Genomic DNA, 21,950 nt, shown 5'->3' on the forward strand with positions numbered 1-21,950 from the left:
CCGAATGGGCGGCTATTTTGAGCATAACAGTTAGCTTATTCGGAGGCTTGGCATGGATGTTTCAACGGATTGTTGTAAAGCCCTTGACGGACAGCATGAACAATTTAACGAAGCAGTTAGAAGAAAGCAGTGCTGACCGCAAGCTTTTGCATGATCGCGTTTCGCGCGCGGCAAAAAGAATCGATAAACATGACGGTCATTTTTTGGTGATAGATAAACGTCTTGACTATATCGAGGACGACATTAAAGAGTTAAAACAGTGAAGGAGTGTTGAGATATGAAAATCAATTGGAAAGTACGTTTTAAAAACTGGCGCACATGGGTTTTAGGCGCTATTACTTTTTTGTCTATTGTTTGGGCTTCTGGGGGCTTTCAGGTTTCAGACCTTGACAGTTGGGGGCAGACGTGGCAAGCCTTTGTAACGTTTTTAAGTAAGCCGTCGGCGATTATTGCAGTCCTCGCCGCTTTGGTAGCGAACTACGTTGACCCTACTACGGATAGCTTCGGAGATAGTAGGCGGGCATTAACGTATGACAAACCGAACAAGGAGGACGAATAAATGAGCTACAAAGTAGAAAAGAAGCTAATTAGCGGATTGCCAAAAACCAAACTAAAAGCCTCTAATTTTATTGTGGCGCATGAAACCGCGAACGATAAATCGACGATTGATAACGAAGTGGCTTATATGTCCAAAAACTGGCAAAACGCTTTTGTGACGCATTTTGTTGGTGGGGGCGGTCGAGTGGTACAAGTCGCTCCAGTTGGTTTTGTAAGTTGGGGGTGCGGTGCTAAAGGAAATGGGTATGCGTATGCACAAGTTGAATTATGCCGTACAAATGACAAAGCTACATTCTTGAAGGATTATGCGGCTTATTGTCAGCTATTAGTCGATTTGGCGAAACAAGCAGGCATTCCAATTAACTTAGATGAGGGTAGAAAAGCAAGCGATAAGGGCATTAAATCTCATGACTGGGTGCGAGCTAATCTTGGAGGAACAACACATACAGACCCCTATGGCTATTTGTTGAAGTGGGGTATTAGTAGAGATCAATTTGAAAAAGACTTGAAGAGCGCAGGCTCCGGCGCTATCGTGAATCCGAATGCCATTGCCGCGACTGTCCAAGATATTGCCCCCTTGATGCCTAAACCGCAGTTTAAAGGGCAATCGCCGCTTCGTAAATGGAAAACAGGAACGAAAATTAAGGTGTATAAGCATAACAAATACTGGTATAAAACCTACGTGCCAGATAAAAATGGAAAATTGGTGCTAGGCTTCATCTATCATGGATTTTTGAAGAATTTAAGTAAGCCGGATAGTAAGGGGCGTATTTCTGCTACGGTTCAAGCCTTCGCGATCTTTTGGGATAACGAAAGTTTAAACGGAGGCGAAGTTCTAACGTATAAAGTCGGCACAAAATTGAAGCACTATCCAGAACGGGCTGGTATGAAATCAGCATACTTTTCGAAGCAGAAGAAAGTATTTTATACGGCTAATTATTGGTTGAAATAGATTCTATACCTCGTCCATTTTGGGCGGGGTTATTTTTTGATAACATAAGAGATAAATTATTACAATTTGTTCATAATACTTTTCAAAGAAAAAGGGTATATTAGTATTAACAGTATTTAAAAGTTCATTTTTTTGTGTGATTCAGGAATGGAAAAATTCCTAAACGATAATCAAATATTTTAAAGACATTTTGTTTGCGTATTTTATGTTTTAGCATGCTGATAATACTGTCTACGTGTTACTGAATTTCGAGTAACATAGAATAGAAATGGAGAGGTGTTGTGTTATGGCTACAAAAAGCTTCTACACAGAATTTAAGTTAAACACAAAAGCTGGAAATAAACTTGCAAATGCTGTTGATAATTCTAGGAGAGTAGATTTAGAGATAAAAAAACCAGTTAGAGATGTTAATAAAAAAGAAGAGTTAGATCGGATGATGGAGTCGTTCTTCTCGCAGAATAAAGGAAAATAGAATATGGGATTAGAATTAATCAATTTAACGGATTTAGTAGAGACTCAGGAAGAAGAGGAGGTAAAGAAATTTCTCTCCTCTTTTTCTTGTAATAATCAATCAAGTGGAGCGAAGGATGTAGAAACCTTTCTTCACGATAAAGCAATTGAATTTGAAAGAATTGGTTTGGCAAAAACATATTTAGTAATGTCGAGTTACAAAGGAGTTCCATTTATTGCAGGCTATTTTTCGCTGTCTCCAAAATCTTTAGTAGTTCCAAAAAGGCATTTTCAGAAGCTTGGGAGCTCAATGAAGAAGCGCTTGATGAGTTTCGGTGTAAGGTCTGATTTAGAAAACTATCAGACTACAGGTTTTTTTATTGGGACAATTAGGAAAAAACTATTCGAGTATTGCACGTGAAGCAAATGCCGTTTCTGGGAAAGAGTTATTAGAACTTGTTTATAGGACTATTAGAAAGATACATATGCTTGTTGGAGGTCGTATTTTATATTTGGAGTGCGAGAATAATCCTAAAGTTATTCAATTTTACATAAATAATGGATTTGCATTGATTAAAGATTATGAGACTCCTAATAAGTTGGCGGTTTTTGTTAAGAAAATAGAACATATTCTGTAAAGAATTTTTGGAATATTATCCTCGTTGCTGGTCTATCCTCTACACCTTGTCCATTTTGGACAAGGTTATTTTTTTTGTTTAGAACCCTTGATTTTATACGAGAACGCTCGTATAATATAAATATAGAAAGATACAAACAAGGAGTTGGTAATAATGATGACTGAAAAACAAGAACAATTTATTGATAGCCTCATGAAAAAGAAAGAGTATGAACCTAATGACACGCTTATCCAAGCGCACCGCAGCGGCATGGACTTGTCAAAATCAGATGCTAGTAGATTGATTGACTACCTACTCGCTTGCGACGATGTTAAAAAGGACGAACGACCGCTAGGAACTCTTATCGACATGACAAAATCAGCGTTGTATCGTACAATCAAAAAACAAAAAAGTCTAAGAAGAATGAGAAGCTATTGGCAGAAATCAAAGAACAAGTAGGTATTCAGTTTTGGTATAAAGGTCAAGAGCAAGAAGTTGACGAGTCTAACGTAGAAACTATCGCTACCATTTTATCGGTCATCAAAAAAATAGGAGGTTAAACATGATTATTGATACAGAACAGATTGATTCATACTTAAAAGCCATGACGGCTCGCGAATTGTCCGAAAAGACGGGTATTAATCAAAGAACAATCGAAAGTTGGAAATCAGGTCGTTATTCTTGGCTAGGAAAGTATGCTGAACAATTGGCCGAGGCTATTAATATTTTAATCGAAGAGAAAGAAGAGGAGGAAATAAATATGTCTATTCAACAGAAGTTTAACAAAAGGAAAAATGCAAACAAATTAGCCTTTATGGGTGAGTTTTCAAGAATAGATGTCTATCAAGACATGGATGACCCGAATAATATTTTTGTAGAATATGATCAAAGTCATCAAGTTCCAAAAGACAAAATTAAAAACGTCTACTTGGCAGACGATGAAGTTCAAGCTCTAAAAACATACTTTAAAGCCTATGATGGAGAAGAAGAGTATATTCTTGATGACACTGACGGTGTTAAGGTTGTAGCTGATAATGACACTTTAGAGCAGTTTATAGTAGAGACTCTTAATTTGAACTAATTTTTATATTTTTATGTTGTTGATTGCGATCGATCGCAAAAGAACTGTTGAAATTCATGTGCGGCAGAATGAAAGGCTACTTAAATATAAAAAACTGGCACCCGTTTACTTAAATGTAACGACAGGTATTGTCCAGTTACAACATTTTAATGAGTATATCGAAACTTTCAGTGTCGATGATATTGTATTTTTAGAGTGAGGATATTTCACAAACTCTAAGATTTTTAGAATACTGAAATAGATTTTTGACTATCATTTTGACTATCACGATTTAGAAAATGTCAGAAACTAGTAGAAAACGAGAGAAAAACAAATCCCATAATACCAACGTTCAATTAACAAGAGAGATTCACAGAAACCGTCAGAAACTCGTTTTGTGAATCTCAAAATCCAGTGCCCGTTAAGGGCGTGCCGGTTCGACCCCGGCCGCCGGTATCGAAGTAATCCCAACACTTTAAGAGTGCTGGGATTTTCTTTTTGTTACATGATTTTTGGGCAAAAGTTTCCACAAAGTTTCCACTTTAAAAAAAAATCTTCTAATCTATCAGCAATGGATTTTTGCTTATTTGGGAATAAGTGTGAATAAATATCTATAGTCGTAGTTATGCTAGAATGTCCCAGCCTTTCTTTGATAACAGTATAGTCTTCTCCATTGTGGATGAGTAATGCGACATGTGAATGTCGAAAATCATGTATTCGTATTTTTTTTTAAATTAGGTTCTCGTGATAGAATTTTTTTTATACTTTTTATATATATGGTCTTTAGTCATGTAATGTGGACTTTCTTGAAATACTTGGTTAGTATTATCTGGAGTTAATAAATATTTTTTTAATAGTTTATCTTGTTCTAGCTTCCATTTTTTTAATTCCTTAAGTAGAGATTTATTTATGCTGATTTGGCGGTTAGAATATTTTGTTTTTGGGCTTGTGAACTTGGCTTCCCCTTTTAGCATATGAAATGTTTTTGTGACATTGATTTCGCAAGTAGAAAAATCAATATCATTCCAATTCAAGGCAAGAATTTCACCAAGTCTCATACCAGTAAAGTATAGGGTTAAAAAGAAAGTTTTGTAATTCTGTTCGGAATCTTCAATAAGTGAAATGAAAGTTTTAAATTCATCTAAAGTCCAAAAATCCATTTTCTTTTTCTCAATAGTTAATTTTTTCAATCCTGCTACAGGATTTGTAGATAACAAGTTTTGTTCAATTCCGATATCGAGTATATTTTTTAGGAGAATAATTATTTTGTTAGTAGTGTTTGGACTGAGTTTTCGAGCCAATAAGTACTCTTGGAAGTCTTTAATATGCTCTCGTTTTAATTTTTGAATGTCAATTTCTTTAAAATATGGTTCAATGTGAGCGCCATAATTATATGTTTGAGTGCTAATATAACTTATTTTGTGATGTTCTTCAATTTCAATTTTGTAAAGATTCCATATTTGATTGATCGTAATTTTTGTTCTTGTAACTATTTTATTTTGTTGTATTTGATCTCTAATTTCTTTTTCATATTTTAGTGCTTCTTTGTAGGTTAAGATTCCTTTTTTTATCTTTTTAATTCTTTTTTTTTGTGATTGGATCAAAACCACCTGAAACATCGACAGTATACGTTCCCTTGTTGCTTTTACGTATGCTCATGATTGATTCACTCTTCTTTCTTAATCAATTATCTTGTTTAGGGATTGAACTTGTTTTTGAGCAATTTAGACAACGATAATAATAATCTTTATGCTTAGTTGAGTGCTCGACAATTAGTTTCCCTTTTCTACAGTTTGGACAACTTTTAAAGTTGTTAATGGAATATCTATATGCAAGAGCTGTTATGAAATCGGGAGATGATTTTGCAATAAGATTGAATAGTTTTTTTTCTGTCGATTAGTTCGATTTCTAGTGAGTTAGCTTTATTTTTAGTAGCAGGTATAAAATAAGTTGTTGTAATAAGAACTAGATGAGTAGCACTATATATTTTTTTTTGCCTGTAAAAGTTTATTTAATACTGATTCTCCAATGTTTTTTGATTTACTCAATGGATTATGATGTTTAATTTGAATGGCTGTAACTTTATTATCTTTTCGAGCTATAATATCAGCACCACAATCGTTTATTCCTTCAACAATTTCGCATGAAAAACCTTGTGAAGTGTAAATCCGTTCAATTAAATTTGTGAATCTTTTATTGGATGGAGGGTCTTTTTTTGTAGGTGGATTTAGAAAAATATTTATATCTTCTTCATCAAATTCAAAAGTGTTTTTATTTTTATTAAATAATGTTTTTAATATTTTATTCATTATATTTCCCATCCTTTCTTATTTTTGAAGAATAATTCCCAATCGTTTTTTAGATCATCAGCTAATACTGATCTATCAATTCTTTTGAATAAATCAATTTTTTCATATATTATTTTTTCAGCAGTTTCATCTCCCGATAGATAAGAAATAATAGCTAAATGTGCAGTAGTATCAATTTCTAGAATAACTTTGTCGTATTTTTTGCATAGTGGTAATGCTTTGTTCAAATAATTGTAGGCAGAATTAAGCTGCTTGTTGTGGATTAAATACTTTCCTACATTTAAATAAAATGTGCAGTCAAAATTAACTTCTCTTAAAAAGTCTAAATATTTTTCCATTTCTTTTTCAATTCTTTTTATGACTTTTGCTGCTATTTCAAAAGGATAGACGTAAAATAATTTTGACATTATAAAGATTTCCTGATAAGTCCATGACTGTCGGTTGTATAGTATACTCCAGATTTCAAAGGATTCAGGACTTTCTATTTGATAGGTATTCTGTTTGCTAATTTTTTAAAAAAAACATCTTCGATTACTCTCAATGAGTAGGCTATAAAGTCTTTTGGGTTGTTTTCCAGATGCTTATCAATTTTTTTTATGAGATTTGTACCAGAAATTCTATCAATTGAATTTTTTGCGCTTGTAAAATCATAAAACAACTCATCGGATGGTAATAAACAATAATCGTTTCTGATATATTCAAATTCCCTTAATGACATTTGAATATCATCTAAAAAGCTCTGTACTTTATCAATAGTCACATTTCGCTTTGATGATTCTATACTTGCTATTGATGCTTGTGATAAATTAGAAAAATCCTTTTGCCGTAAATTTTTCATTTTGCGTATTTCTTTAATGGTTTCTCCAACTGTTTTCATTACGAATCACTCCAATAATATTACTATATGATATTTTTTTTACTTTTTCTGGAAATTGTTGTTATAATAATTCTAATATAGTAAGGGGGGATATAAATGAAAAAGAAGCATCAATTTTTTATGATTACATTAATGTCAATTCCATTTGTGACAAGTTTCATTTCTTTGTTTATTAATATTCACGTATAAAAACTACAAGAGACTTTTGAGGTGAATCCTTAATGCGTAATAGAAAGATGGTAAAAAAAGAAGATGGTGAATATAAAAGGATTATTAGTATAATCGAACAAGCTGAAAAAGATGAAAAAATATTACAATTTCTTAAAAAAACAGACATTTCTAACGAAAATGCAAAGAAAATAGCAATCTTTATGTATGGAAGAATGTCTAGATGATATATTTTAGCCTCTATTTGTTAGAGGCTATTTATTTTCGATAATTTTTATTAGCTGTTCAAGTTTGTCCAAAGTATCTTTATCTAATGAGTTTAATTGAACTAGAATTTTATGGGCGTTTGAATTAGCTTCAAGCTCATCTAGAAGTTCTGAGTTTAAAGGGAAAATATGTGAGTGTTTATCATTTGTTCGACCGAGTAAGTAATCAGTAGAAACATTAAAATAATCTGCAATTTTTTCGATTTTATCTATTCCTGGTGTTCTTTTTTTCCATTGGTAAATAGCATTTTCGCCAAGATTTAATTTTATACCTAGTTCCTTTAGTGAGATATGTTGTTCTTCTGCTAATTCTTTTATGCGATTAAATAAGTCCATGACAATAAATCTCCTTATTTATGAACAAAAAGAATTATATTGAATATTTTTGTTGACAAAAGTATTCAAATGAATTATTATAAGTTCATAAGCTACTATTTAGAAGATAGATGCTAAAATTATCTAATGATAAATTGCTTGGGAGCTATTGATTTAACTGATAATATTGCGTCTATAACTATGATCAAATAGTACCATATATAATACTTTTATGTCAATTTGATTTTGATTAACGAGGTGATGAAGTGTTTAATAATTTTTTGACGATCAAAGAAGTAGGGATAATTTTGGGTTTTAAAAAATCAGCGTCTCAAAAGGTTATTTCTGAATTAAATGCTGAATTAAGGGACAAAGGTTATAGAACTATACAAGGTAAAATAAATAAAGATTACTTTGCTGAACGTTATTTTCTAAACGTCGAAGATATAGAAAAGATGTTGAAGGAGAGTATAGATTATGAACTACAAACAAACTAAAGATATGATGCGGAAAGCAGTTCCATTAGCGCGAAAAATGGAAGGTGATTGGAATATTCGGATGAGTATGGCTCTTAAAGAAATGGTTATCCGACATTATTTAACCCTTCCTTTAGAAAAAGAAAACCTTCAACTTTTACTTACGAAGGGAGCATCCATGCGCCGAATTTGTAAGCATTATGGTGTTAGTCACCATCAATTAAAAACACTTTAATGATTTGTCCATGGCGTGAGTGTATACCGCCTTATAGGATAATAGAGCATAGTTAAGGGTACAAAATGTACAAAACAAATGACATGCTCCGTTATTTTGGATGTGTGAGATCTGTTCTTTGACAATTACATAAGTCTAAATGTGACAGATTTAGACAAAAAGAAAAGCGCACTTGATAGAATCAAGAACGCTCTAATAAAACCTGAACACTTTTATTATAGAGCATTTGATTTTGTTTGTCATGTGTAAATTTCGAGTTGTCCCGACTTAAGGGAAGGAAACGGGGATGAGAAACCTCGGGTTGTCTGTCGCCAAAAACAGTCCTGCTGGCAAGCAGTTAAAGCCTACTAGATTATTTTGTATGCGAGCGCTAATTAAATAGTGCGAAGACCTTGAAATAGTTGATAAGCGCGATAATGGATACAGAACCTAGCGATTTTTATAATTTCGAATAATTACTAAAGAAATAGTAGCAAATGAAAACAGGATGAACACTTTGGAGGTATAAAAATGAGTAAAGAATTTCGTTTACTTATTCGTAATTCTAAGAGTGGAAAAAGTGGTTGGTTTGACGTTCCGATAAATTATAACAAACTCGCATCGGCATTAGCTCTTAACGATGAATATGAACATGTCATTGATGAGGATAATTATTTAATTGAAGACTATGAATCACCACTTCGAATGGATAGACTTTATAGCATTGAAGAGTTCGATCAAATAGCTACTTATTATGAAGAATATAGTCATTTTCCTTGTATAGATGAACTGGATAAACTTGTTCTTGATGGTTATTATGGTAGTTTGATAGAAGCTTTTGAGAATATCGAAAATATTGAATATATTGAGCCCATGACAAGAAGTGATTTAGCTCGATATCTTGTAGAAGAACTTGATTTGTTATCTGGAGTTCCTGAAGCCGTGGTTTCATACTTTGATTATTCAGCTTATGGACGTGATTTAGAACTATCAGGAGACTATTCTCAATTAGACTCGGGAGCTTGGGTTGCGATTAGATAGCTGTAAGACTGAGATTGGCTTTGTTCAATAGAATACTTTATAGGGCGTGATAGGATGAGAAATGTAATTTTTACAAATCCAGCTATTCTTGATTCAGATGAAAATTTTAGAACGCTGATAAAAGAGACTGGTTTTGATTTTTTGTTGGATTTAATTCAAGGTTGTATAGAAAGTGATGTAAGTAATCCAAGAATTTCTGTTACGATAGAGGACTTAAAAAACGGAAAAACTATGTTATATGCGTTTGATATTCATGAAACGATGAGGGATTATAGCGTAGAAGTCAAACTGTTTCCATGCCACTGTGAACAAATGAATAGTATTTAGGTGCAGAGAAATCTAAATAAAACACAATAAAATGAGGTGTACGGTATGAAAAAAATTATTTTGACGAATCGGGATTATTTGGAAGAATATCTGGTGAATTATGATCGAACGTGCTTACATGTTTTAAGACAAGGAGCGGCTGATCCAGGAGAGCTTGAAGTTTTAACGCTTAGTGATCTTAAGGATTGGTTAGAGGATAATACGATTACGTTAGACGAAGGGTCTTCTATGGACATAACAATCTCTATTCCGGTTGCTAATCTAAACGATAAGCTTGTGTTTAGACCTTTAGAAGAATCCGATGAAAACGAAATTTATGTCGTTTTTGAGCTAGTAACATTATAAAGAAGTTAAAATCCTTGAAAGAGGGTGATTGTCTTGCATATTGATATTGAAAATATGTCTAAGTTATTGAATTGTCTAGAAGAGAGTCGACAATCTTATTTATCTGCTGTAGAATATGGTCGCGAATTACCACGAGATAAAATCCTGACTTTTGACGAAATCGTCTCAACCTTACGAGAAAATTTGGATTCGCTAAAACGAGGAGAGGAAATATACGTTCTTTTAGATAATTTGACTTATTATGAAACATGCGCTGTTTTTGAGTTGGTAGAAATTATTGACAATGAAACTGTGGTTGTGAGATTTAGGATTAGTCCGGAATAATATTCCTGTGAAATTTAATATGTTTTGATTATAAATACGGAAAGCATAGTTTTTATACAAAGAACTATGCTTTTTTGTTTGCTTAAAAAAAATGAATGAAAAGGAGAGTTTTATACTATGTTACAAGATATTTATTTTAAAGATTCTGAGTTTAAAAATCTAGAATTTTTAGGTCGAAATGAAATGGAAGATTTGGTAGAAGGAAATCGACAAAATCAAAAAACAACGCATTTTTGCTATAAGTTGATGGGACAAAACCAAGTTGGCGGTTTAAATGTACATGTTCCAAGTGATGTAATTGTTCAAGCATTTGAATCAGGGACAGCTGTTAAACTGGTCAATCCTGTTATTCGTGGAATGGCTACTCGAAGTCAAAATGGCTCTATTATTAATTGGATTGTGGTCGCAGATAATATTGTTCCGGCATAAAAAAACTAAAAATAAAGGAGAGGAAAAAATGGCAATTAAAATAAACAAACAAAACCCACTTACCGAAGATCGTTTGGATGTTCAGAAAACGTTAGGGAAACTAGAATTTTTAGGATATGAAGATGATCGTTTAAAAACAGAGGACGGGGAATATACTGGAGAAGTCGATGCTGTACGTGCAGGAGTTTTCAGTGAAAATTTGAATGATGTGTTGGTTGTTTTTCTTCCACCTACATTAGAAAAACAAGAAATTGGTTATAAAAAGGAAGTTGTTCTGGAGGGGGTTCAACTTAGTCCATACACTACATTTAGCTTATCGAGAAACAATGTTGTGCAGTTCAAAGTACAGGCAGAAGCCATTAAACCCATAGAAACGGCTAATCAAAATGCAAATAAACCTTCGGATGATAAAAAACAAGCTCAGAAGGCTTAACAGGGGTGAAAAATGAAATCTTTCATCAAGAAATATGTCTTTCGTTATCGAGGAAAAAGAATCCGATATCGAACAAAAAATCTATTACGTCAAGTAGGTATTTCAATTGGGATACCTACTTTTTTATTGGTTTTAAGTTTATTCCTGTGGGTTTTTAAGGTACTTCCTTCATTTCCTTTGGTTCTCAATTTGGATGGCATAAAAGAGTATTTTTTTATCCATAGACTGGTTGCGCGTAGCTCTCTTGCTTATGACATCTTTAGGCGTTACGGCATTGTTATTATTTAGCTTAAAAGTTATTTTTTATGAACGATATACAGTATTAAGACTTCGTCAAACATTGGCTCGATTTATTATTGATCGTGGGTGGTATCAGATGGAAACTGTTTCTAAAGAAAAAGAGAATTGGTTAAGTATGTTTCAATTCGATAATCACAATACCACGAAAACCGTTTCTAAGGAAAAAAATCAATATTTTCCACGGGTCTATTTTCAACTGAAAAATGATTATTTGTATGTGCGGTTTCCTTTAGACGGAATGAAATTTCAAGATCAATTTTTAGACGTAGCGAAAACTTTAGAGCTTTCTTTTTTTAGTGAGCTAGTAAAACAAGAAATGGAAGAAGGCTATGTTTGTTATCAATTTATTTATGCGATTTCAAGAGATCGTATCATGATTCAGGATGTATTGTCTCAAAACGGTCGCATTAATTTAATGAAACGTGTTGAATGGAATTTTGATAAATTGCCTCACATGTTGATATCCGGAGGAACAGGCGCAGGGAAGTCTTATGTTATTCTTTCCCTTATTTTGGGCTTGATTCGTGGTGAATCTGAAAAAGAAGATTTAAAAATCATTGATCCCAAAAATGCGGATTTAGCAGATTTAGAAGGTATTTTTCCTTATGTTTCTAGTAAAAAGGGCGGCATACTAAAAGCTATACGTGAGTTTAAGGAAGAAATGTTACAAAGGTCAGAGGATATGAAACAACTACCTACTTATGAAACAGGGCATAATTATCGACATTTTGGCTTACGTCCTCAATTTTTAATTTTTGATGAGTTTGTCGCTTTTATGGAAATGCTGGAGTATTCCGAACAAAGCAAAGTGATGTCTGACATGAAGCAAATTATTATGTTAGGGCGACAAGCAGGTTTCTTTATCATTTTGGGGCTTCAAAGACCGGATGCGAAGTACCTTGCTGATGGTATTCGAGATCAGTTTCATTTTAGGCTTGCTCTTGGACGAAATAGTGAGACTGGATACTCGATGATGTTTGGAGATACTAACAAAAAATTTATGCAAAAAGAAATCATGGGTTTTGGCTATGTTGATGCTGGAAAAGGTGTGATCTCAGAGTTCTATAGCCCTTTTGTACCATCTGATTTTGATTTTATGGATGAATTTAAAAAAATAAGTAAGGAGTGATTATATGTCTATTCATATCTAGTTTTTTTGGTGCTGGCGTTACAGCGCCCAAAAGCGCTGAACGGCAGAGCTAACGTCAGCACCAAAAAACTCAAAACCCCCGCTTACTAACAGGGGGGTAGAAAATGACAATGAAACTGTAAAAAACGTTGCACCCGTAACGTTTAGGAGGTAAAAAAAACGTGACATTTTTAAGTGGCTTTCCAAAAGAGGCACTGAGTGCCTGTATTGATTATATTCGAATAACCTTCAAAACCCATGATGTTGATCGTGTGATTGAGGAAGTGATGGGTTTAAAAAAAAGAATATATGCTGAATGCGCCTACTCGAAAATACGGCTATGTCGAAAAATATGAACTTGATCAAATCCGAGTTTATCGTTCTGTGAATTTGGATGAACGTGGGGTGATGATTGAGTTGGCGGGTCAGGGATGTCGCCAATTTGAAGCGGTTTTGGAAATGCAACAGAAAAGCTGGTTTAGTTTTCTTGAATTTGTGCTTCATCAAAATGGAAAAGTTACGCGTTTAGATATAGCGATTGACGACATCGAAGGATACATTGACATTCCGGATGCACTCGAATTTACGCATAAAGGCTACGTTCAATCAAAATTTAATACGTATGACTTTAACGGTCAGGGTAACATTGCTTCCGGCGAACATGAAGGAGTTACGATTTATTACGGCTCTAAAAAGAGTAATGTCTATTTCACTTTTTATCAAAAAAATTATGAGCAAGCCAAAAAACACAAAATTCCGGTGGAAAATATTGGGTTGTGGAATCGTTATGAAGTTCGGTTAATAGATGAAAAAGCGATGTTAGCTGTAAAAGAATTATTAAATCAGCAGGAGATTTCTTTTGTGGGTCGGGGAATATTAAAAGAGTACTTACAATTTGTCTATTTAGATACCATTAGAGGTCAAAAGAAAAAGTTGCGAAAATTAGTCGATGGTTGGCATCAATTAGTGGATGATGTTGATCAGTTGAAGCTAAAAGTTACTCCAAACAAAGATTTCTATACGCGATCTGAAAATTGGCTTCGATCGCAAGCAGGTGCCACGATCAGAATGGTTCAGATTGCTGATGACACTTTAGGGCGCGATTCGACCATTGAAGATATTATTAATCGTTCTGATTTGTCGCCGAAGCAACAACACATGTTACAAGTTTTTACGACCAATTTTCAAGATTTTATTTCAGAAAAGAGTGCTAAAAACCAAGAAATGATATAGAGCAGAGACAAGAAAAGAAACAGTTAAGTGAACTGTTCTTTTTTTATGTCTTAAAAAGGAAGTGCTGGAATGAAAAAAAACTTTTAGACAACTGAATACATTTATAGTTTGGTCAAGCGTGATCGTTCTGGTTATCTATTTAGCTTATTTACTTTCGCTTACTATGGCTTTTGGTCTTGTGGGCTTTAGTTTTGTATTGATTATGATACTTTATGGTGTTGGTTCGATGGCATTTCAACTCATAAAAAAAACGAGGAGATCATGATGAATACAACAATGCGCTTGGTTGAATCCGAGAAACTGGTTGAGGTGTTTTTGCAGGCACTTGATAGAGAGTTGAGAAATGTCAGGCGTGTTTGGGCTGAAAGTGTGGCTTCTCTAATTGTGGAGCAAGGAATGAGCCTAAGTTCATTATTGACTTATGTAGAAAGCTTACAAGAAAGCTTTTTGGATAGCTATCAAGAACGAATCCATTTGTTTGTAAATAACTATTTTAAAAATAAGGGTTGGCGTGAGGAAGAAGAATTTCAAGGGAAGTGCAAAGTTTTATTAAATGAGGCTTTAAGAAGTCGATTGAAAGAACTCATCGTTTAGATCGGAGGATTGAAGATGAAAAGTGTCAATTCCGAAATGGAAAGCATTGGTTTTTTGGTTGGAATTCCATATACCCTTTTTGTTCGAGAGATCGGTCGCAAAACAATGTTGGTTGTAGAAGGCGAACCCGTACATGCTGTTCGAGGTGGATTTCATAAAACGAGCGGCTCTTATTTGTATACATTTTATAAAGCGCGTTATGAAAGAAAAGATGGCCGGATGGCAGGTTTGAAAGTGTATATGAAGAATCGTTCGTTTGTTGAAGTTTTCTACCGAGTAAAGAAATATTTGGAGTTTTTGGAACATGAAAAAGTGAAGGTGAGGTGAAAAGATGGATAGCTTTAAAAGAGGGCAAGTTTTCTACTTAAAACGTGGTTATTTAAAAGATTTAGACCATTTGTTATTTGCCCCATTAAAACAGAAGTTAGGTGAAATGGTTGGTGAGGGAAAAGCTGTTGAGGCAACCAATTTAAGTGAAGCTGAACAAAAAACCTATAAAAATGATCGAGACTACATTAAATTCTATGTTTAGAAAGGAATGATTGGGATGCGTATACGATCACCGACCGAATAAAGAATCACCAATAAACAAAAAACAACAAAAAATAGAAAAGAGGATAAATGAATGACCCAAACACTAAATAAAAAAGTAGCCATGACACTTGCGGCAGGAGTAGTTTTATCTTTAGCATCCGTCCCTTATAATGCCTTTGCAGAACCTATCAAGGAACTTCCGAATGTTGAAGTTCCATCCAAAAATTCAGAAGCATCATCCAAGTATTCCGTTATTCCGGTTTTTAATCCGGAAAAAACGACAGCAAGTACCTTTGGCGAAGGCTGGACAAAGACAGAACAGAATCAGGGAGGAAAGCTGGTTTCCTATTCACAAGTCAACCCAACAACTGATAAAAAAGGGAAGATCGGTCTTGTTTATTCAAATGTAGCCACTTATGAAGGACGCTCGCTGGATTTAAAAATTACGATTACAGATTGGAAGCCGTATTTTAATGGGGACAAGGTGATTAGCTACGGACGTGAAGCGATTTCGCACACACAGACAGGCTATTCTGACGTGCAACAGGAATGGCAATACATTGATTCTGAGACTAAGAAAAATGTAGATGTCAAAGGCTCGTTTATGACTTTTGTGGATATGGATGGGATGCAGTCCATCACCTTCGACAAAGCCACAACAGCCAACATCGATAAAATTTATGTGTCAGAAGACACATGGCTTGATGCTTCAACCATTGACGGAGGCTTGAAGATCGCAGAAACAGCCAATAAAACGTCCGTGGATAGTGATTTATTTGCGCAATTCACGGCTTTGTTCGATGGCGGAAAAATGACCTTTAGCTGGGGCAAAGACTATGAAGGTGCCGGCTATTCAAAAAACAATTCAAGTCCGAAGGGATTTGCAGGCAACGAATACTTTGCTTATAGTAGCACAAAACCTGTGAGAACAGAAGTTTTAGAGCCGACAAAATTAGTAAGTGATTCCAATGAAAAAGATAAAAACGAGAATACGTTAGACTATGTACAAGAAGCTTATTCCTACACAGTTTCACATACTGTACCCGATGAACGAAAAGAATTTTACTACAAATCGTATCAAATGGAAGATCAGTTAATCGATGAATTAAATCTTGATTCTGTGTCGATTACGAACGAAAAAGGGGAAGATGTAACAGCTTTATTTGAAAATAAAACGACAGATAATGCTGTAAAATTTGTCGCAAAGAGTGAAATCCTACAAAAGGCTGATTTTTATAATCATACCTACTTTTATAATTTAGGCGTTAAAGTCAAAAAAAAACGCTGATCTTTCGAAGTACAAAGATGCAAAAGGAAATATTATATTGCCAAATACAGCCAAAATTACAATCGATGAAAAAACAAAGCCAACCGGAACAACAGAAACCAAAGTTCCAGAACCTATCTTGCTCAAACTTCAAAAGAAAATCGTTGAAAATGGGCAGTTAGTGGATCAAAACCAAACCACACAAGAAAAGACCTATCAGTATCGACTAGATTACACGATTCCGAATGATATTCCGTACGAAAAAATGGAAGTTGGGGATACGTTAGAAGCCGTTTTGAATTTAAAAGGTGTGAAAGTGCTTGATGAGAAAGATAAGGATATTACTGAGGAAGGGACTTTGACAGTCGATGTAGAAAAAAATAGTTTTAGTTGGTCGCCAACAGATACGGAAGATTTTTCCGGAAAATCATTTTATGTATTGATTGATGCGTCCGTAAAGAAAGATTCTGATCTCTCGAAATACAAGAAAGAGGGCGTGTATGTGATTCCGAATAAGGCGTATTTGAGTTTGAATGAAGATAAACAAGAAACGAATCAAGTCACAACGCTTGTTCCGATTCCTACACCAGTTAAACCGGAAAAGAAAGCAAAAGAACCAAAACAAGAAAAAACGGTAATCCCGACATCCGAACCTGTTCAAGAGATTCCAAAAACGGGTACATCGGGGACAGGATATAAACTGTTAGATTTCTTTAAAAACCTATTTTAATTAAGGAAAAGCGCTGATGACTGAATCATTGGCGCTTTTTAACTACAAGAAGAAAGGAAGAACAAAATGGAAAAAAGGAAGAAAAAAAGAGGGCTGTTTTTTTGGTCGCAAATGGCGTTTATTGTTGCTGCGTTGGTGATTGCTGGAATAGTCGTTACAGAAAATTTTTTAGCAAAAAGGGATGCACAACAAGTCCAAAAAGTAGAGATTCCGGAAACATTAGTCGCTGAAGCAAGCAAACAAGATTTTAAACAAGCAGATCTAGTTGATCGTCCATCAATTAAGAATTTAAGAGAATTTCAAAATTCCAATGCGTATCAAAAAATTTTGAAGAAAACGGCAGGAGTGATTGAAATTCCAAGTTTAAACCTTCAACTTCCGATTTTTTTAGGCACGACCGATCAAAATTTGAAAGTAGGGGCGACGACTTTCCGTGAAGATCAAGAACTCGGGGAGGGGAACTACGTTCTTTTAGGTCATAATATGGGGGTTGCAGGGATTTTGTTTTCAGATTTGAATCAGTTAGAACTTAATGATGAGATTCAGGTGACGGTGGCAAAAAAAGATGGAGTAACGAAAAAAAGAAAGCTACAAAGTGACAAATAAGCAAAAGGTTTCATATAAAGATGGAGAAGTGATGGAAGATACCGATGATACGCGTTTAACTTTAATTACTTGTGATAAAGCCACATCCACCACACAACGGATTGTTATCCAAGCCGTTCCAAAAAAATAGGGGGTGAGCCGGTTGTTTCAAAAACTTAAAGCTGTTTTTTCGAAGATAAATATTCAACAAGAAAAGAAAGAAAGACGAAAACTGCCTCATGCGAGAACGCATGGTAAAGGCATTCGAATGCTCCTTTGGCTGTTAATTTTTTTGATAGCTATTTCAGGGATACTTGGATATTTTAAAGCTGTCAAAGTCGATCATCGAACCGTGTCAATCCAAAAAGAAATAAAGAAGCAGAAAAGAGAAGCTACGAATGCTACGAAACAGGAATCTGAAAATCCGATGTTCCTTTTCACTAATGATTTTATTCAGCATTTTTTAAATGTACCTGAGAATCAAGAGGATAGAGATCGCTATAAAAAAACATTGAGAGGTTATTTTGCAGATGGGATTTCGCTTGATTATGTGGACGCGTCACAAGGAAAACGCGAGTTAAAAGACAGTGCCTTTTTCAATTTACTTACAAAGGACGGGCAACAAATTGTTCAGTATACAGTAACGTATGAAGATGTAACTTTTGTAGAGAAGGAAAAGGTGAAAAAAGAAAAGTATAAGGAGGGCAACAAAGAAAAAGTAAGGGATGTCAAAGAAAAAATTAAGGAGCCATCTAAGAAAGAAATCACGTGTATATTGAATGTTCCTGTACAAAAAACGAAACAAGGGCAATACACAGTCGTTGAAAATCCGTATTTTTCGAGCGTTCCAAAACTAAATAGCTCAAAAGGAAAAGCAATTACCGATTCCTTAGCGGATTCAGAATTAGAACCCCTTTCATCTAATAAAGAAGAGGCTGTCAAGAAGTTTGTCAACAGCTTTTTCGAAAAGTACGCTTCTAGTCCGAAAGAAGAAATGGTCTTCATGATGAAGACACCTGAAAGTTTGGAGGGTTTAAAAACGTTTGAAGAAGTGACGAATTTCAAGAGCTATCGGTTGAAAAAAAAATAGCGTCGTTAAATGTTCTGTAACCTTTAAAGATAAAGATACACAAATGGTGGATGAGGAAGTATTCACCTTAGAATTAACACAGAAAGAAGGACAATTCTTTGTCTTAAACTTGACACATACATTAGGAGGGAAAAACGAATGAATCATTTTCATTTACTTTTAGGTGCTTTGCCTTCGTTAAACGGATTAAAAAATTATATTCAAACGGAGGGCGGAAACGGAGCAACGATTATATTAGTAATCTTTGCTATTGTTTTCTTTTTCAAACAACAAATTGGGAAATTTTTTGGCTTTTTTGATTTTTGCAGGTGTTATCTTTTTTGCTATTGGAAATCCAACTTCTATTATTTCAGCGATTAAATCTGTTTGGAATATGGTCGTGTAAAAATGAGAAAGGAAGCATACAACTATAAGCGGGCATTCAATCATCCGGTTGTAATTCGAAAGTTAACCGACCATTTGACTTTACCTTTTGGAGGTGTAAGGTTAGCTCGAGCCGTCATTTTTATGGCGGTTCTTGCTATATTATGGCTTTTTCGGGCTGTTGTTTTTTCACTTGGGAGTTTGATACCAGGACTTAGTTTGGTTTTATTCTTAGGCATCCCATTTTTAATTTCAGGATGGCTGCTGAAAATCAATCCAGATGGAAAAAAACTACATTATTTTTTGTGGGATTATCTCACTTATCAATGGACGATTAAGCAAGGCAAAAAAAGAATTTCAAATGATGCCATGATTCGTTATATGGATAAAAAGGTATCCTTTGAACCTTTTTATTATAGGACGCGTAAAAGGAAGGGGGAGGATGAGCAATGAGTTTAAAAACACCATTGAAAGCGATTCAACGAAATTTATTGGTGACGAAGCAAGGGGAGATTTGGGCGTATTATCGAATTAACCCGAAATCCATTCATTCGGGGAATAAAACAGCGAAAGAAGAGCAGAAAGAAGCCTTTCAACATTTTGTAGAACAGCTCGAACACTATCAAGATTTTCATTTACACATGTTTCCTAAACAAATGGAGTTAGAGAAATTGAACGCCGAACTCGAAAAGGATTTTGATGAATCTACTCTAAAAATTGGTCAATATTATAATCGTGAAACGGAAAGATTGTTAAAAAGTCAGTTAGGCTTAATTACCAAAAATGAGTTCATTTTTGGTGCAAAGTTGAAAGATAACATTTTTGATGCAGACGATACCAAAACCAAAGTTTTTAATGCAGTGGGTTCCGTTACCGACACGATTTTGAATTTGTTAAATTTGACTCGAGAAATTGCCGATGAATTTTATGAAAAATTTGAGGAAATAAGAAAAAGAATTGTATCAATTAGTTGTCTCCGTTGGAGGGCGACGCTTGAGAGAAGATGAACTAGTTTATTTCAATCGTCATGCCTTTATTCGAGATATGCAACATTCCATAGAAGAAGAATCGGGAACTCGAGGAGTAAGCAATATTACTGATGGAGTGATAGACCCTACAAATACGGGCTATTTAAAATTAGAAACACCTGAGGGTGAGAGATGGATGACCCATGTAGTGGTTGATGATTTTGGTTACGATATGAACTATACTCATATTTTCGAACGGGCGCAAAGCTTTTCTTTTTCCACAGAATTTGTCATCAAAGCCCAATTTAAAGATTCGGATTCTGTGTTAAGGAAAACGAGCATGGTTAAAACACGAATGAAGCAAATGGCTGGAGAAAAACGTGAAACGGGCGATGAGGTGGAAGATTCGGTTAAAGATGCACGCTATGTTCTCAATCGGTTAGAAAATCAACTGGGAGGAGGGAATCAAAAGTTTATTGAATGGATTGCCGCCTTTGTGGTGACAGGAGCAACAAAAAAAAGAATGCAAAAAACGAGCATCCTTAGTTCGACGTTCGATGAAAAGGAAAGAAATCTTCTGTGTTCAGCCCAGTGCTGATCAGTTACAACTTTTCTATAGATTTTTGCCCGGTCAGTCTTTATCATCTGAAAAAAATTGGGTACAAAAAACAACCTGTGTGGGCTTTGCAGAAAATTTGTTTGGAGTTAGTCAACGTTTAGGCAACAACATTGGCTTTTATTTAGGGCGTATTAATCGTTATTTACAAAATAACACCATTCAAGAATCGGTTCATTCCAGTCGTGATATTGTGTTATTCCATCCTTTTGTTGCGAATAAAGGGATTGAAGGCGCAATGACGGACAGTCCTCATATTAGTGTGACTGGTGAAACGGGAAAAGGAAAGTCCTTTCTCATCAAAATGATTGTGATGTTCTTAGCCATGTTGAAAGTCAAAACCTTATATATTGACCCGAAAACGGAAGTGCAAGAACAATTTGAGCGGACAGCGAATGATTCCGAAATTAAAAAGAAATACCCACTGTTCTCCAAACTGTTAAAATCATTTGAATACTATAATCTCAATGCCAATGACCCGAATAGTCATGGCGTGCTTGACCCTATTGTGATGTTGGAAGGTGTAGAGGCAAAAGATACAGCACAAGCTGTGATTGAACAAATTTACACACTCGATAATAAAGATGATGTCAAACGCGTATTGTTGCGAGCGATTGATGAAGTGCTGGAAGAACGGCAACGAGGAGAAGAAGTGGGCTTTATGCAGGTAATCGAACGGTTACAAGCTTCGGATGAGCTAGCGGTTAAAAATGCAGGGGAGCTTCTCTTTCAAGAAATCCATAATAGCGTTTTACAATTGATATTTTCAAACGGAAAAGTTAAGAGCCTAAATTTCACTAGTAAAATGAATATTTTAGGCATTGAAGGCTTGGATTTACCCGATAAAGATACGAAAAGCAAAGATTATGAGAGCGGTGAGAAAAAAGCGTTGGCAATTATGATTCCATTATCTAAATTCTGTAACAAGTTTGGTATGGAGAACAAGAAACAAGAAACCTGCGTGATATTTGATGAAGGATGGATGCTAACGTCAGCAAGATCAGGAAAGAAACTCATTAAATCTATGCGGCGCGTGGGACGTTCTTATAACAACGCGTTGGTGCTTGTGACCCAATCAGTGAAGGATGTAAATACAGAAGATGACAACGGAAACTTTGGGGTCAATTTTGCGTTCGATGAAAAGTCAGAACGGAAAGATATTTTACGGTTTATGGATTTAGAAGTGGACGAGAAAGAAAAGAATGCCAATGAAAAATTATTGGCAAATATGATTAAAGGGGAATGTTTGATGCGCGATATTTATGGAGACACGAATAAAATCGGCATTCACTGTCTGTTTGAGGAGTGGGCAGAAGCCTTTAAAACTGTGGATAGTACCCATTCAGCAATTGCTGAGAAAAAATTCGCGTAAGAAAGGAG

General features: G+C 34.8%; 39 protein-coding genes. 33 read left to right on the forward strand and 6 right to left on the reverse strand.

What is annotated here, in order from left to right:
• The 8 genes from MFLO_RS03730 to MFLO_RS03765 form a co-directional block, all read left to right on the forward strand.
• The coding region (locus MFLO_RS03730; RefSeq protein ID WP_036096485.1) for a hypothetical protein at positions 1 to 263 on the forward strand (263 nt) is incomplete at its 5' end.
• Between the two features lie 14 nt (positions 264 to 277).
• Positions 278 to 559 (forward strand): phage holin, encoded by a 282-nt coding sequence (locus MFLO_RS03735; protein ID WP_036096487.1) that lies wholly within the window; start codon positions 278 to 280, stop codon positions 557 to 559.
• Complete coding sequence (locus tag MFLO_RS15010; RefSeq protein WP_077913150.1) at positions 560 to 1,510, forward strand: N-acetylmuramoyl-L-alanine amidase; 951 nt, start codon at positions 560 to 562, stop codon at positions 1,508 to 1,510. It begins immediately after the preceding gene.
• A 286-nt stretch (positions 1,511 to 1,796) separates the two neighbouring features.
• Positions 1,797 to 1,982 (forward strand): hypothetical protein, encoded by a 186-nt coding sequence (locus MFLO_RS03750; protein WP_036096489.1) that lies wholly within the window; start codon positions 1,797 to 1,799, stop codon positions 1,980 to 1,982.
• Between the two features lie 3 nt (positions 1,983 to 1,985).
• Positions 1,986 to 2,381: a hypothetical protein gene (locus MFLO_RS16250; RefSeq protein WP_241433530.1), complete on the forward strand. Its 396-nt coding sequence runs from the start codon at positions 1,986 to 1,988 to the stop codon at positions 2,379 to 2,381.
• On the forward strand, positions 2,341 to 2,598 hold the full coding sequence (locus MFLO_RS16255) for a hypothetical protein (protein ID WP_241433531.1): 258 nt from the start codon (positions 2,341 to 2,343) through the stop codon (positions 2,596 to 2,598). Before MFLO_RS16250 ends, MFLO_RS16255 begins: the two co-directional genes overlap by 41 nt.
• A gap of 153 nt (positions 2,599 to 2,751) precedes the next feature.
• Positions 2,752 to 3,036, forward strand: a complete 285-nt coding sequence (locus MFLO_RS03760; RefSeq protein WP_036096490.1) for a hypothetical protein — start codon at positions 2,752 to 2,754, stop codon at positions 3,034 to 3,036.
• A gap of 103 nt (positions 3,037 to 3,139) precedes the next feature.
• Positions 3,140 to 3,658: a helix-turn-helix domain-containing protein gene (locus MFLO_RS03765; RefSeq protein ID WP_036096491.1), complete on the forward strand. Its 519-nt coding sequence runs from the start codon at positions 3,140 to 3,142 to the stop codon at positions 3,656 to 3,658.
• A gap of 480 nt (positions 3,659 to 4,138) precedes the next feature.
• Here the strand turns inward: MFLO_RS03765 and MFLO_RS17145 are convergent, their stop codons facing one another.
• The 5 genes from MFLO_RS17145 to MFLO_RS03790 all read right to left on the reverse strand — a co-directional run bounded on the left by MFLO_RS17145 (position 4,139) and on the right by MFLO_RS03790 (position 6,823).
• The gene (locus tag MFLO_RS17145; protein WP_206538309.1) at positions 4,139 to 4,360 is read right to left on the reverse strand and encodes a tyrosine-type recombinase/integrase; all 222 of its coding nucleotides are present in this window, start codon (positions 4,358 to 4,360) and stop codon (positions 4,139 to 4,141) included.
• Between the two features lie 11 nt (positions 4,361 to 4,371).
• Positions 4,372 to 5,256: a tyrosine-type recombinase/integrase gene (locus MFLO_RS03775; protein WP_206538302.1), complete on the reverse strand. Its 885-nt coding sequence runs from the start codon at positions 5,254 to 5,256 to the stop codon at positions 4,372 to 4,374.
• 360 nt (positions 5,257 to 5,616) lie between these two features.
• On the reverse strand, positions 5,617 to 5,946 hold the full coding sequence (locus tag MFLO_RS03780; protein WP_036096495.1) for a restriction endonuclease: 330 nt from the start codon (positions 5,944 to 5,946) through the stop codon (positions 5,617 to 5,619).
• Positions 5,946 to 6,455 (reverse strand): Rgg family transcriptional regulator, encoded by a 510-nt coding sequence (locus MFLO_RS03785; RefSeq protein WP_338151500.1) that lies wholly within the window; start codon positions 6,453 to 6,455, stop codon positions 5,946 to 5,948. Before MFLO_RS03785 ends, MFLO_RS03780 begins: the two co-directional genes overlap by 1 nt.
• A complete protein-coding gene (locus MFLO_RS03790) occupies positions 6,428 to 6,823 on the reverse strand; it encodes a helix-turn-helix domain-containing protein (RefSeq protein WP_036096499.1) in 396 nt (131 codons plus the stop codon). Before MFLO_RS03790 ends, MFLO_RS03785 begins: the two co-directional genes overlap by 28 nt.
• A 221-nt stretch (positions 6,824 to 7,044) precedes the next feature.
• On the opposite strand from MFLO_RS03790, the gene MFLO_RS15545 reads away from it, so the two are divergent.
• Positions 7,045 to 7,218, forward strand: coding sequence for a hypothetical protein (locus tag MFLO_RS15545; protein WP_156065826.1), 174 nt, complete (start codon positions 7,045 to 7,047; stop codon positions 7,216 to 7,218).
• Between the two features lie 27 nt (positions 7,219 to 7,245).
• Here MFLO_RS15545 and MFLO_RS03795 read toward each other — a convergent pair whose 3' ends face one another.
• The gene (locus MFLO_RS03795; protein WP_036096500.1) at positions 7,246 to 7,593 is read right to left on the reverse strand and encodes a helix-turn-helix domain-containing protein; all 348 of its coding nucleotides are present in this window, start codon (positions 7,591 to 7,593) and stop codon (positions 7,246 to 7,248) included.
• A gap of 245 nt (positions 7,594 to 7,838) precedes the next feature.
• Here MFLO_RS03795 and MFLO_RS03800 point away from each other — a divergent pair, with 245 nt between their 5' ends.
• From MFLO_RS03800 to MFLO_RS14540, 24 genes are all read left to right on the forward strand, one after another.
• Complete coding sequence (locus MFLO_RS03800; RefSeq protein ID WP_036096502.1) at positions 7,839 to 8,069, forward strand: hypothetical protein; 231 nt, start codon at positions 7,839 to 7,841, stop codon at positions 8,067 to 8,069.
• A complete protein-coding gene (locus MFLO_RS03805) occupies positions 8,050 to 8,283 on the forward strand; it encodes a hypothetical protein (protein ID WP_036096504.1) in 234 nt (77 codons plus the stop codon). The genes MFLO_RS03800 and MFLO_RS03805 overlap by 20 nt, the downstream gene beginning before the upstream one ends.
• Positions 8,284 to 8,793: 510 nt before the next feature.
• Positions 8,794 to 9,303: an antirestriction protein ArdA gene (locus MFLO_RS03810; RefSeq protein ID WP_036096506.1), complete on the forward strand. Its 510-nt coding sequence runs from the start codon at positions 8,794 to 8,796 to the stop codon at positions 9,301 to 9,303.
• 54 nt (positions 9,304 to 9,357) lie between these two features.
• Positions 9,358 to 9,630: a hypothetical protein gene (locus MFLO_RS03815; protein ID WP_036096507.1), complete on the forward strand. Its 273-nt coding sequence runs from the start codon at positions 9,358 to 9,360 to the stop codon at positions 9,628 to 9,630.
• A gap of 45 nt (positions 9,631 to 9,675) precedes the next feature.
• A complete protein-coding gene (locus tag MFLO_RS03820; RefSeq protein WP_036096509.1) occupies positions 9,676 to 9,975 on the forward strand; it encodes a hypothetical protein in 300 nt (99 codons plus the stop codon).
• A gap of 33 nt (positions 9,976 to 10,008) precedes the next feature.
• Positions 10,009 to 10,299, forward strand: coding sequence for a hypothetical protein (locus MFLO_RS03825; protein WP_036096511.1), 291 nt, complete (start codon positions 10,009 to 10,011; stop codon positions 10,297 to 10,299).
• Positions 10,300 to 10,416: 117 nt separating this feature from the next.
• On the forward strand, positions 10,417 to 10,728 hold the full coding sequence (locus tag MFLO_RS03830; RefSeq protein ID WP_036096512.1) for a DUF961 family protein: 312 nt from the start codon (positions 10,417 to 10,419) through the stop codon (positions 10,726 to 10,728).
• 28 nt (positions 10,729 to 10,756) lie between these two features.
• Positions 10,757 to 11,161, forward strand: coding sequence for a DUF961 family protein (locus MFLO_RS03835; protein WP_036096514.1), 405 nt, complete (start codon positions 10,757 to 10,759; stop codon positions 11,159 to 11,161).
• 250 nt (positions 11,162 to 11,411) lie between these two features.
• Entirely contained in the window at positions 11,412 to 12,590 is a 1,179-nt protein-coding gene (locus MFLO_RS03840; RefSeq protein ID WP_241433532.1) for an FtsK/SpoIIIE domain-containing protein, read from the forward strand.
• 182 nt (positions 12,591 to 12,772) lie between these two features.
• Entirely contained in the window at positions 12,773 to 12,946 is a 174-nt protein-coding gene (locus tag MFLO_RS17150; RefSeq protein WP_162148134.1) for a hypothetical protein, read from the forward strand.
• Complete coding sequence (locus tag MFLO_RS03845; RefSeq protein ID WP_051993490.1) at positions 12,900 to 13,823, forward strand: replication initiation factor domain-containing protein; 924 nt, start codon at positions 12,900 to 12,902, stop codon at positions 13,821 to 13,823. Before MFLO_RS17150 ends, MFLO_RS03845 begins: the two co-directional genes overlap by 47 nt.
• 264 nt (positions 13,824 to 14,087) lie before the next feature.
• Positions 14,088 to 14,417, forward strand: coding sequence for a hypothetical protein (locus MFLO_RS03850; protein ID WP_036096515.1), 330 nt, complete (start codon positions 14,088 to 14,090; stop codon positions 14,415 to 14,417).
• Between the two features lie 15 nt (positions 14,418 to 14,432).
• Positions 14,433 to 14,744, forward strand: coding sequence for a hypothetical protein (locus tag MFLO_RS03855; RefSeq protein WP_036096517.1), 312 nt, complete (start codon positions 14,433 to 14,435; stop codon positions 14,742 to 14,744).
• 4 nt (positions 14,745 to 14,748) lie between these two features.
• Positions 14,749 to 14,949, forward strand: coding sequence for a hypothetical protein (locus tag MFLO_RS03860; RefSeq protein ID WP_036096518.1), 201 nt, complete (start codon positions 14,749 to 14,751; stop codon positions 14,947 to 14,949).
• Positions 14,950 to 15,042: 93 nt separating this feature from the next.
• Complete coding sequence (locus MFLO_RS03865) at positions 15,043 to 16,239, forward strand: hypothetical protein (RefSeq protein WP_051993492.1); 1,197 nt, start codon at positions 15,043 to 15,045, stop codon at positions 16,237 to 16,239.
• Between the two features lie 37 nt (positions 16,240 to 16,276).
• Positions 16,277 to 16,948 (forward strand): isopeptide-forming domain-containing fimbrial protein, encoded by a 672-nt coding sequence (locus tag MFLO_RS14525; RefSeq protein WP_051993494.1) that lies wholly within the window; start codon positions 16,277 to 16,279, stop codon positions 16,946 to 16,948.
• A 66-nt stretch (positions 16,949 to 17,014) separates the two neighbouring features.
• On the forward strand, positions 17,015 to 17,554 hold the full coding sequence (locus tag MFLO_RS03870) for a class A sortase (RefSeq protein WP_036096520.1): 540 nt from the start codon (positions 17,015 to 17,017) through the stop codon (positions 17,552 to 17,554).
• Between the two features lie 31 nt (positions 17,555 to 17,585).
• Positions 17,586 to 17,684 (forward strand): sortase family protein, encoded by a 99-nt coding sequence (locus MFLO_RS17155; RefSeq protein WP_420912516.1) that lies wholly within the window; start codon positions 17,586 to 17,588, stop codon positions 17,682 to 17,684.
• A 12-nt stretch (positions 17,685 to 17,696) separates the two neighbouring features.
• Positions 17,697 to 18,623, forward strand: a complete 927-nt coding sequence (locus MFLO_RS03875) for a conjugal transfer protein (RefSeq protein ID WP_036096522.1) — start codon at positions 17,697 to 17,699, stop codon at positions 18,621 to 18,623.
• A gap of 250 nt (positions 18,624 to 18,873) precedes the next feature.
• Complete coding sequence (locus tag MFLO_RS17160; protein ID WP_420912512.1) at positions 18,874 to 19,008, forward strand: TcpD family membrane protein; 135 nt, start codon at positions 18,874 to 18,876, stop codon at positions 19,006 to 19,008.
• A gap of 2 nt (positions 19,009 to 19,010) precedes the next feature.
• The gene (locus tag MFLO_RS03885) at positions 19,011 to 19,439 is read left to right on the forward strand and encodes a TcpE family conjugal transfer membrane protein (protein ID WP_149022961.1); all 429 of its coding nucleotides are present in this window, start codon (positions 19,011 to 19,013) and stop codon (positions 19,437 to 19,439) included.
• Positions 19,436 to 19,993: a hypothetical protein gene (locus MFLO_RS14530; protein WP_051993496.1), complete on the forward strand. Its 558-nt coding sequence runs from the start codon at positions 19,436 to 19,438 to the stop codon at positions 19,991 to 19,993. Before MFLO_RS03885 ends, MFLO_RS14530 begins: the two co-directional genes overlap by 4 nt.
• The gene (locus MFLO_RS14535; protein ID WP_051993498.1) at positions 19,980 to 20,552 is read left to right on the forward strand and encodes a hypothetical protein; all 573 of its coding nucleotides are present in this window, start codon (positions 19,980 to 19,982) and stop codon (positions 20,550 to 20,552) included. The genes MFLO_RS14530 and MFLO_RS14535 overlap by 14 nt, the downstream gene beginning before the upstream one ends.
• Positions 20,512 to 21,942 (forward strand): ATP-binding protein, encoded by a 1,431-nt coding sequence (locus MFLO_RS14540; RefSeq protein WP_077913156.1) that lies wholly within the window; start codon positions 20,512 to 20,514, stop codon positions 21,940 to 21,942. Before MFLO_RS14535 ends, MFLO_RS14540 begins: the two co-directional genes overlap by 41 nt.
• Positions 21,943 to 21,950 lie beyond the last annotated feature (8 nt).

The organism is Listeria floridensis FSL S10-1187, from assembly GCF_000525875.1.
GTDB lineage: Bacteria > Bacillota > Bacilli > Lactobacillales > Listeriaceae > Listeria > Listeria floridensis.

What these genes read in the sequence shown, in the direction of transcription:
- MFLO_RS03735 (WP_036096487.1), top strand. Translation starts at nt 278, where the DNA reads ATGAAAATCAATTGGAAAGTACGTTTTAAAAACTGGCGCACATGGGTT.
- MFLO_RS15010 (WP_077913150.1), top strand. Translation starts at nt 560, where the DNA reads ATGAGCTACAAAGTAGAAAAGAAGCTAATTAGCGGATTGCCAAAAACC.
- MFLO_RS03750 (WP_036096489.1), top strand. Translation starts at nt 1,797, where the DNA reads ATGGCTACAAAAAGCTTCTACACAGAATTTAAGTTAAACACAAAAGCT.
- MFLO_RS16250 (WP_241433530.1), top strand. Translation starts at nt 1,986, where the DNA reads ATGGGATTAGAATTAATCAATTTAACGGATTTAGTAGAGACTCAGGAA.
- MFLO_RS03760 (WP_036096490.1), top strand. Translation starts at nt 2,752, where the DNA reads ATGATGACTGAAAAACAAGAACAATTTATTGATAGCCTCATGAAAAAG.
- MFLO_RS03765 (WP_036096491.1), top strand. Translation starts at nt 3,140, where the DNA reads ATGATTATTGATACAGAACAGATTGATTCATACTTAAAAGCCATGACG.
- MFLO_RS03775 (WP_206538302.1), bottom strand. Translation starts at nt 5,256, where the DNA reads ATGTTTCAGGTGGTTTTGATCCAATCACAAAAAAAAAGAATTAAAAAG.
- MFLO_RS03780 (WP_036096495.1), bottom strand. Translation starts at nt 5,946, where the DNA reads ATGAATAAAATATTAAAAACATTATTTAATAAAAATAAAAACACTTTT.
- MFLO_RS03790 (WP_036096499.1), bottom strand. Translation starts at nt 6,823, where the DNA reads ATGAAAACAGTTGGAGAAACCATTAAAGAAATACGCAAAATGAAAAAT.
- MFLO_RS15545 (WP_156065826.1), top strand. Translation starts at nt 7,045, where the DNA reads ATGCGTAATAGAAAGATGGTAAAAAAAGAAGATGGTGAATATAAAAGG.
- MFLO_RS03795 (WP_036096500.1), bottom strand. Translation starts at nt 7,593, where the DNA reads ATGGACTTATTTAATCGCATAAAAGAATTAGCAGAAGAACAACATATC.
- MFLO_RS03805 (WP_036096504.1), top strand. Translation starts at nt 8,050, where the DNA reads ATGAACTACAAACAAACTAAAGATATGATGCGGAAAGCAGTTCCATTA.
- MFLO_RS03810 (WP_036096506.1), top strand. Translation starts at nt 8,794, where the DNA reads ATGAGTAAAGAATTTCGTTTACTTATTCGTAATTCTAAGAGTGGAAAA.
- MFLO_RS03815 (WP_036096507.1), top strand. Translation starts at nt 9,358, where the DNA reads ATGAGAAATGTAATTTTTACAAATCCAGCTATTCTTGATTCAGATGAA.
- MFLO_RS03820 (WP_036096509.1), top strand. Translation starts at nt 9,676, where the DNA reads ATGAAAAAAATTATTTTGACGAATCGGGATTATTTGGAAGAATATCTG.
- MFLO_RS03830 (WP_036096512.1), top strand. Translation starts at nt 10,417, where the DNA reads ATGTTACAAGATATTTATTTTAAAGATTCTGAGTTTAAAAATCTAGAA.
- MFLO_RS03835 (WP_036096514.1), top strand. Translation starts at nt 10,757, where the DNA reads ATGGCAATTAAAATAAACAAACAAAACCCACTTACCGAAGATCGTTTG.
- MFLO_RS03840 (WP_241433532.1), top strand. Translation starts at nt 11,412, where the DNA reads ATGACATCTTTAGGCGTTACGGCATTGTTATTATTTAGCTTAAAAGTT.
- MFLO_RS03845 (WP_051993490.1), top strand. Translation starts at nt 12,900, where the DNA reads ATGCTGAATGCGCCTACTCGAAAATACGGCTATGTCGAAAAATATGAA.
- MFLO_RS03850 (WP_036096515.1), top strand. Translation starts at nt 14,088, where the DNA reads ATGAATACAACAATGCGCTTGGTTGAATCCGAGAAACTGGTTGAGGTG.
- MFLO_RS03855 (WP_036096517.1), top strand. Translation starts at nt 14,433, where the DNA reads ATGAAAAGTGTCAATTCCGAAATGGAAAGCATTGGTTTTTTGGTTGGA.
- MFLO_RS03860 (WP_036096518.1), top strand. Translation starts at nt 14,749, where the DNA reads ATGGATAGCTTTAAAAGAGGGCAAGTTTTCTACTTAAAACGTGGTTAT.
- MFLO_RS03865 (WP_051993492.1), top strand. Translation starts at nt 15,043, where the DNA reads ATGACCCAAACACTAAATAAAAAAGTAGCCATGACACTTGCGGCAGGA.
- MFLO_RS03870 (WP_036096520.1), top strand. Translation starts at nt 17,015, where the DNA reads ATGGAAAAAAGGAAGAAAAAAAGAGGGCTGTTTTTTTGGTCGCAAATG.
- MFLO_RS17155 (WP_420912516.1), top strand. Translation starts at nt 17,586, where the DNA reads ATGGAAGATACCGATGATACGCGTTTAACTTTAATTACTTGTGATAAA.
- MFLO_RS03885 (WP_149022961.1), top strand. Translation starts at nt 19,011, where the DNA reads ATGAGAAAGGAAGCATACAACTATAAGCGGGCATTCAATCATCCGGTT.
- MFLO_RS14530 (WP_051993496.1), top strand. Translation starts at nt 19,436, where the DNA reads ATGAGTTTAAAAACACCATTGAAAGCGATTCAACGAAATTTATTGGTG.
- MFLO_RS14540 (WP_077913156.1), top strand. Translation starts at nt 20,512, where the DNA reads ATGAAAAGGAAAGAAATCTTCTGTGTTCAGCCCAGTGCTGATCAGTTA.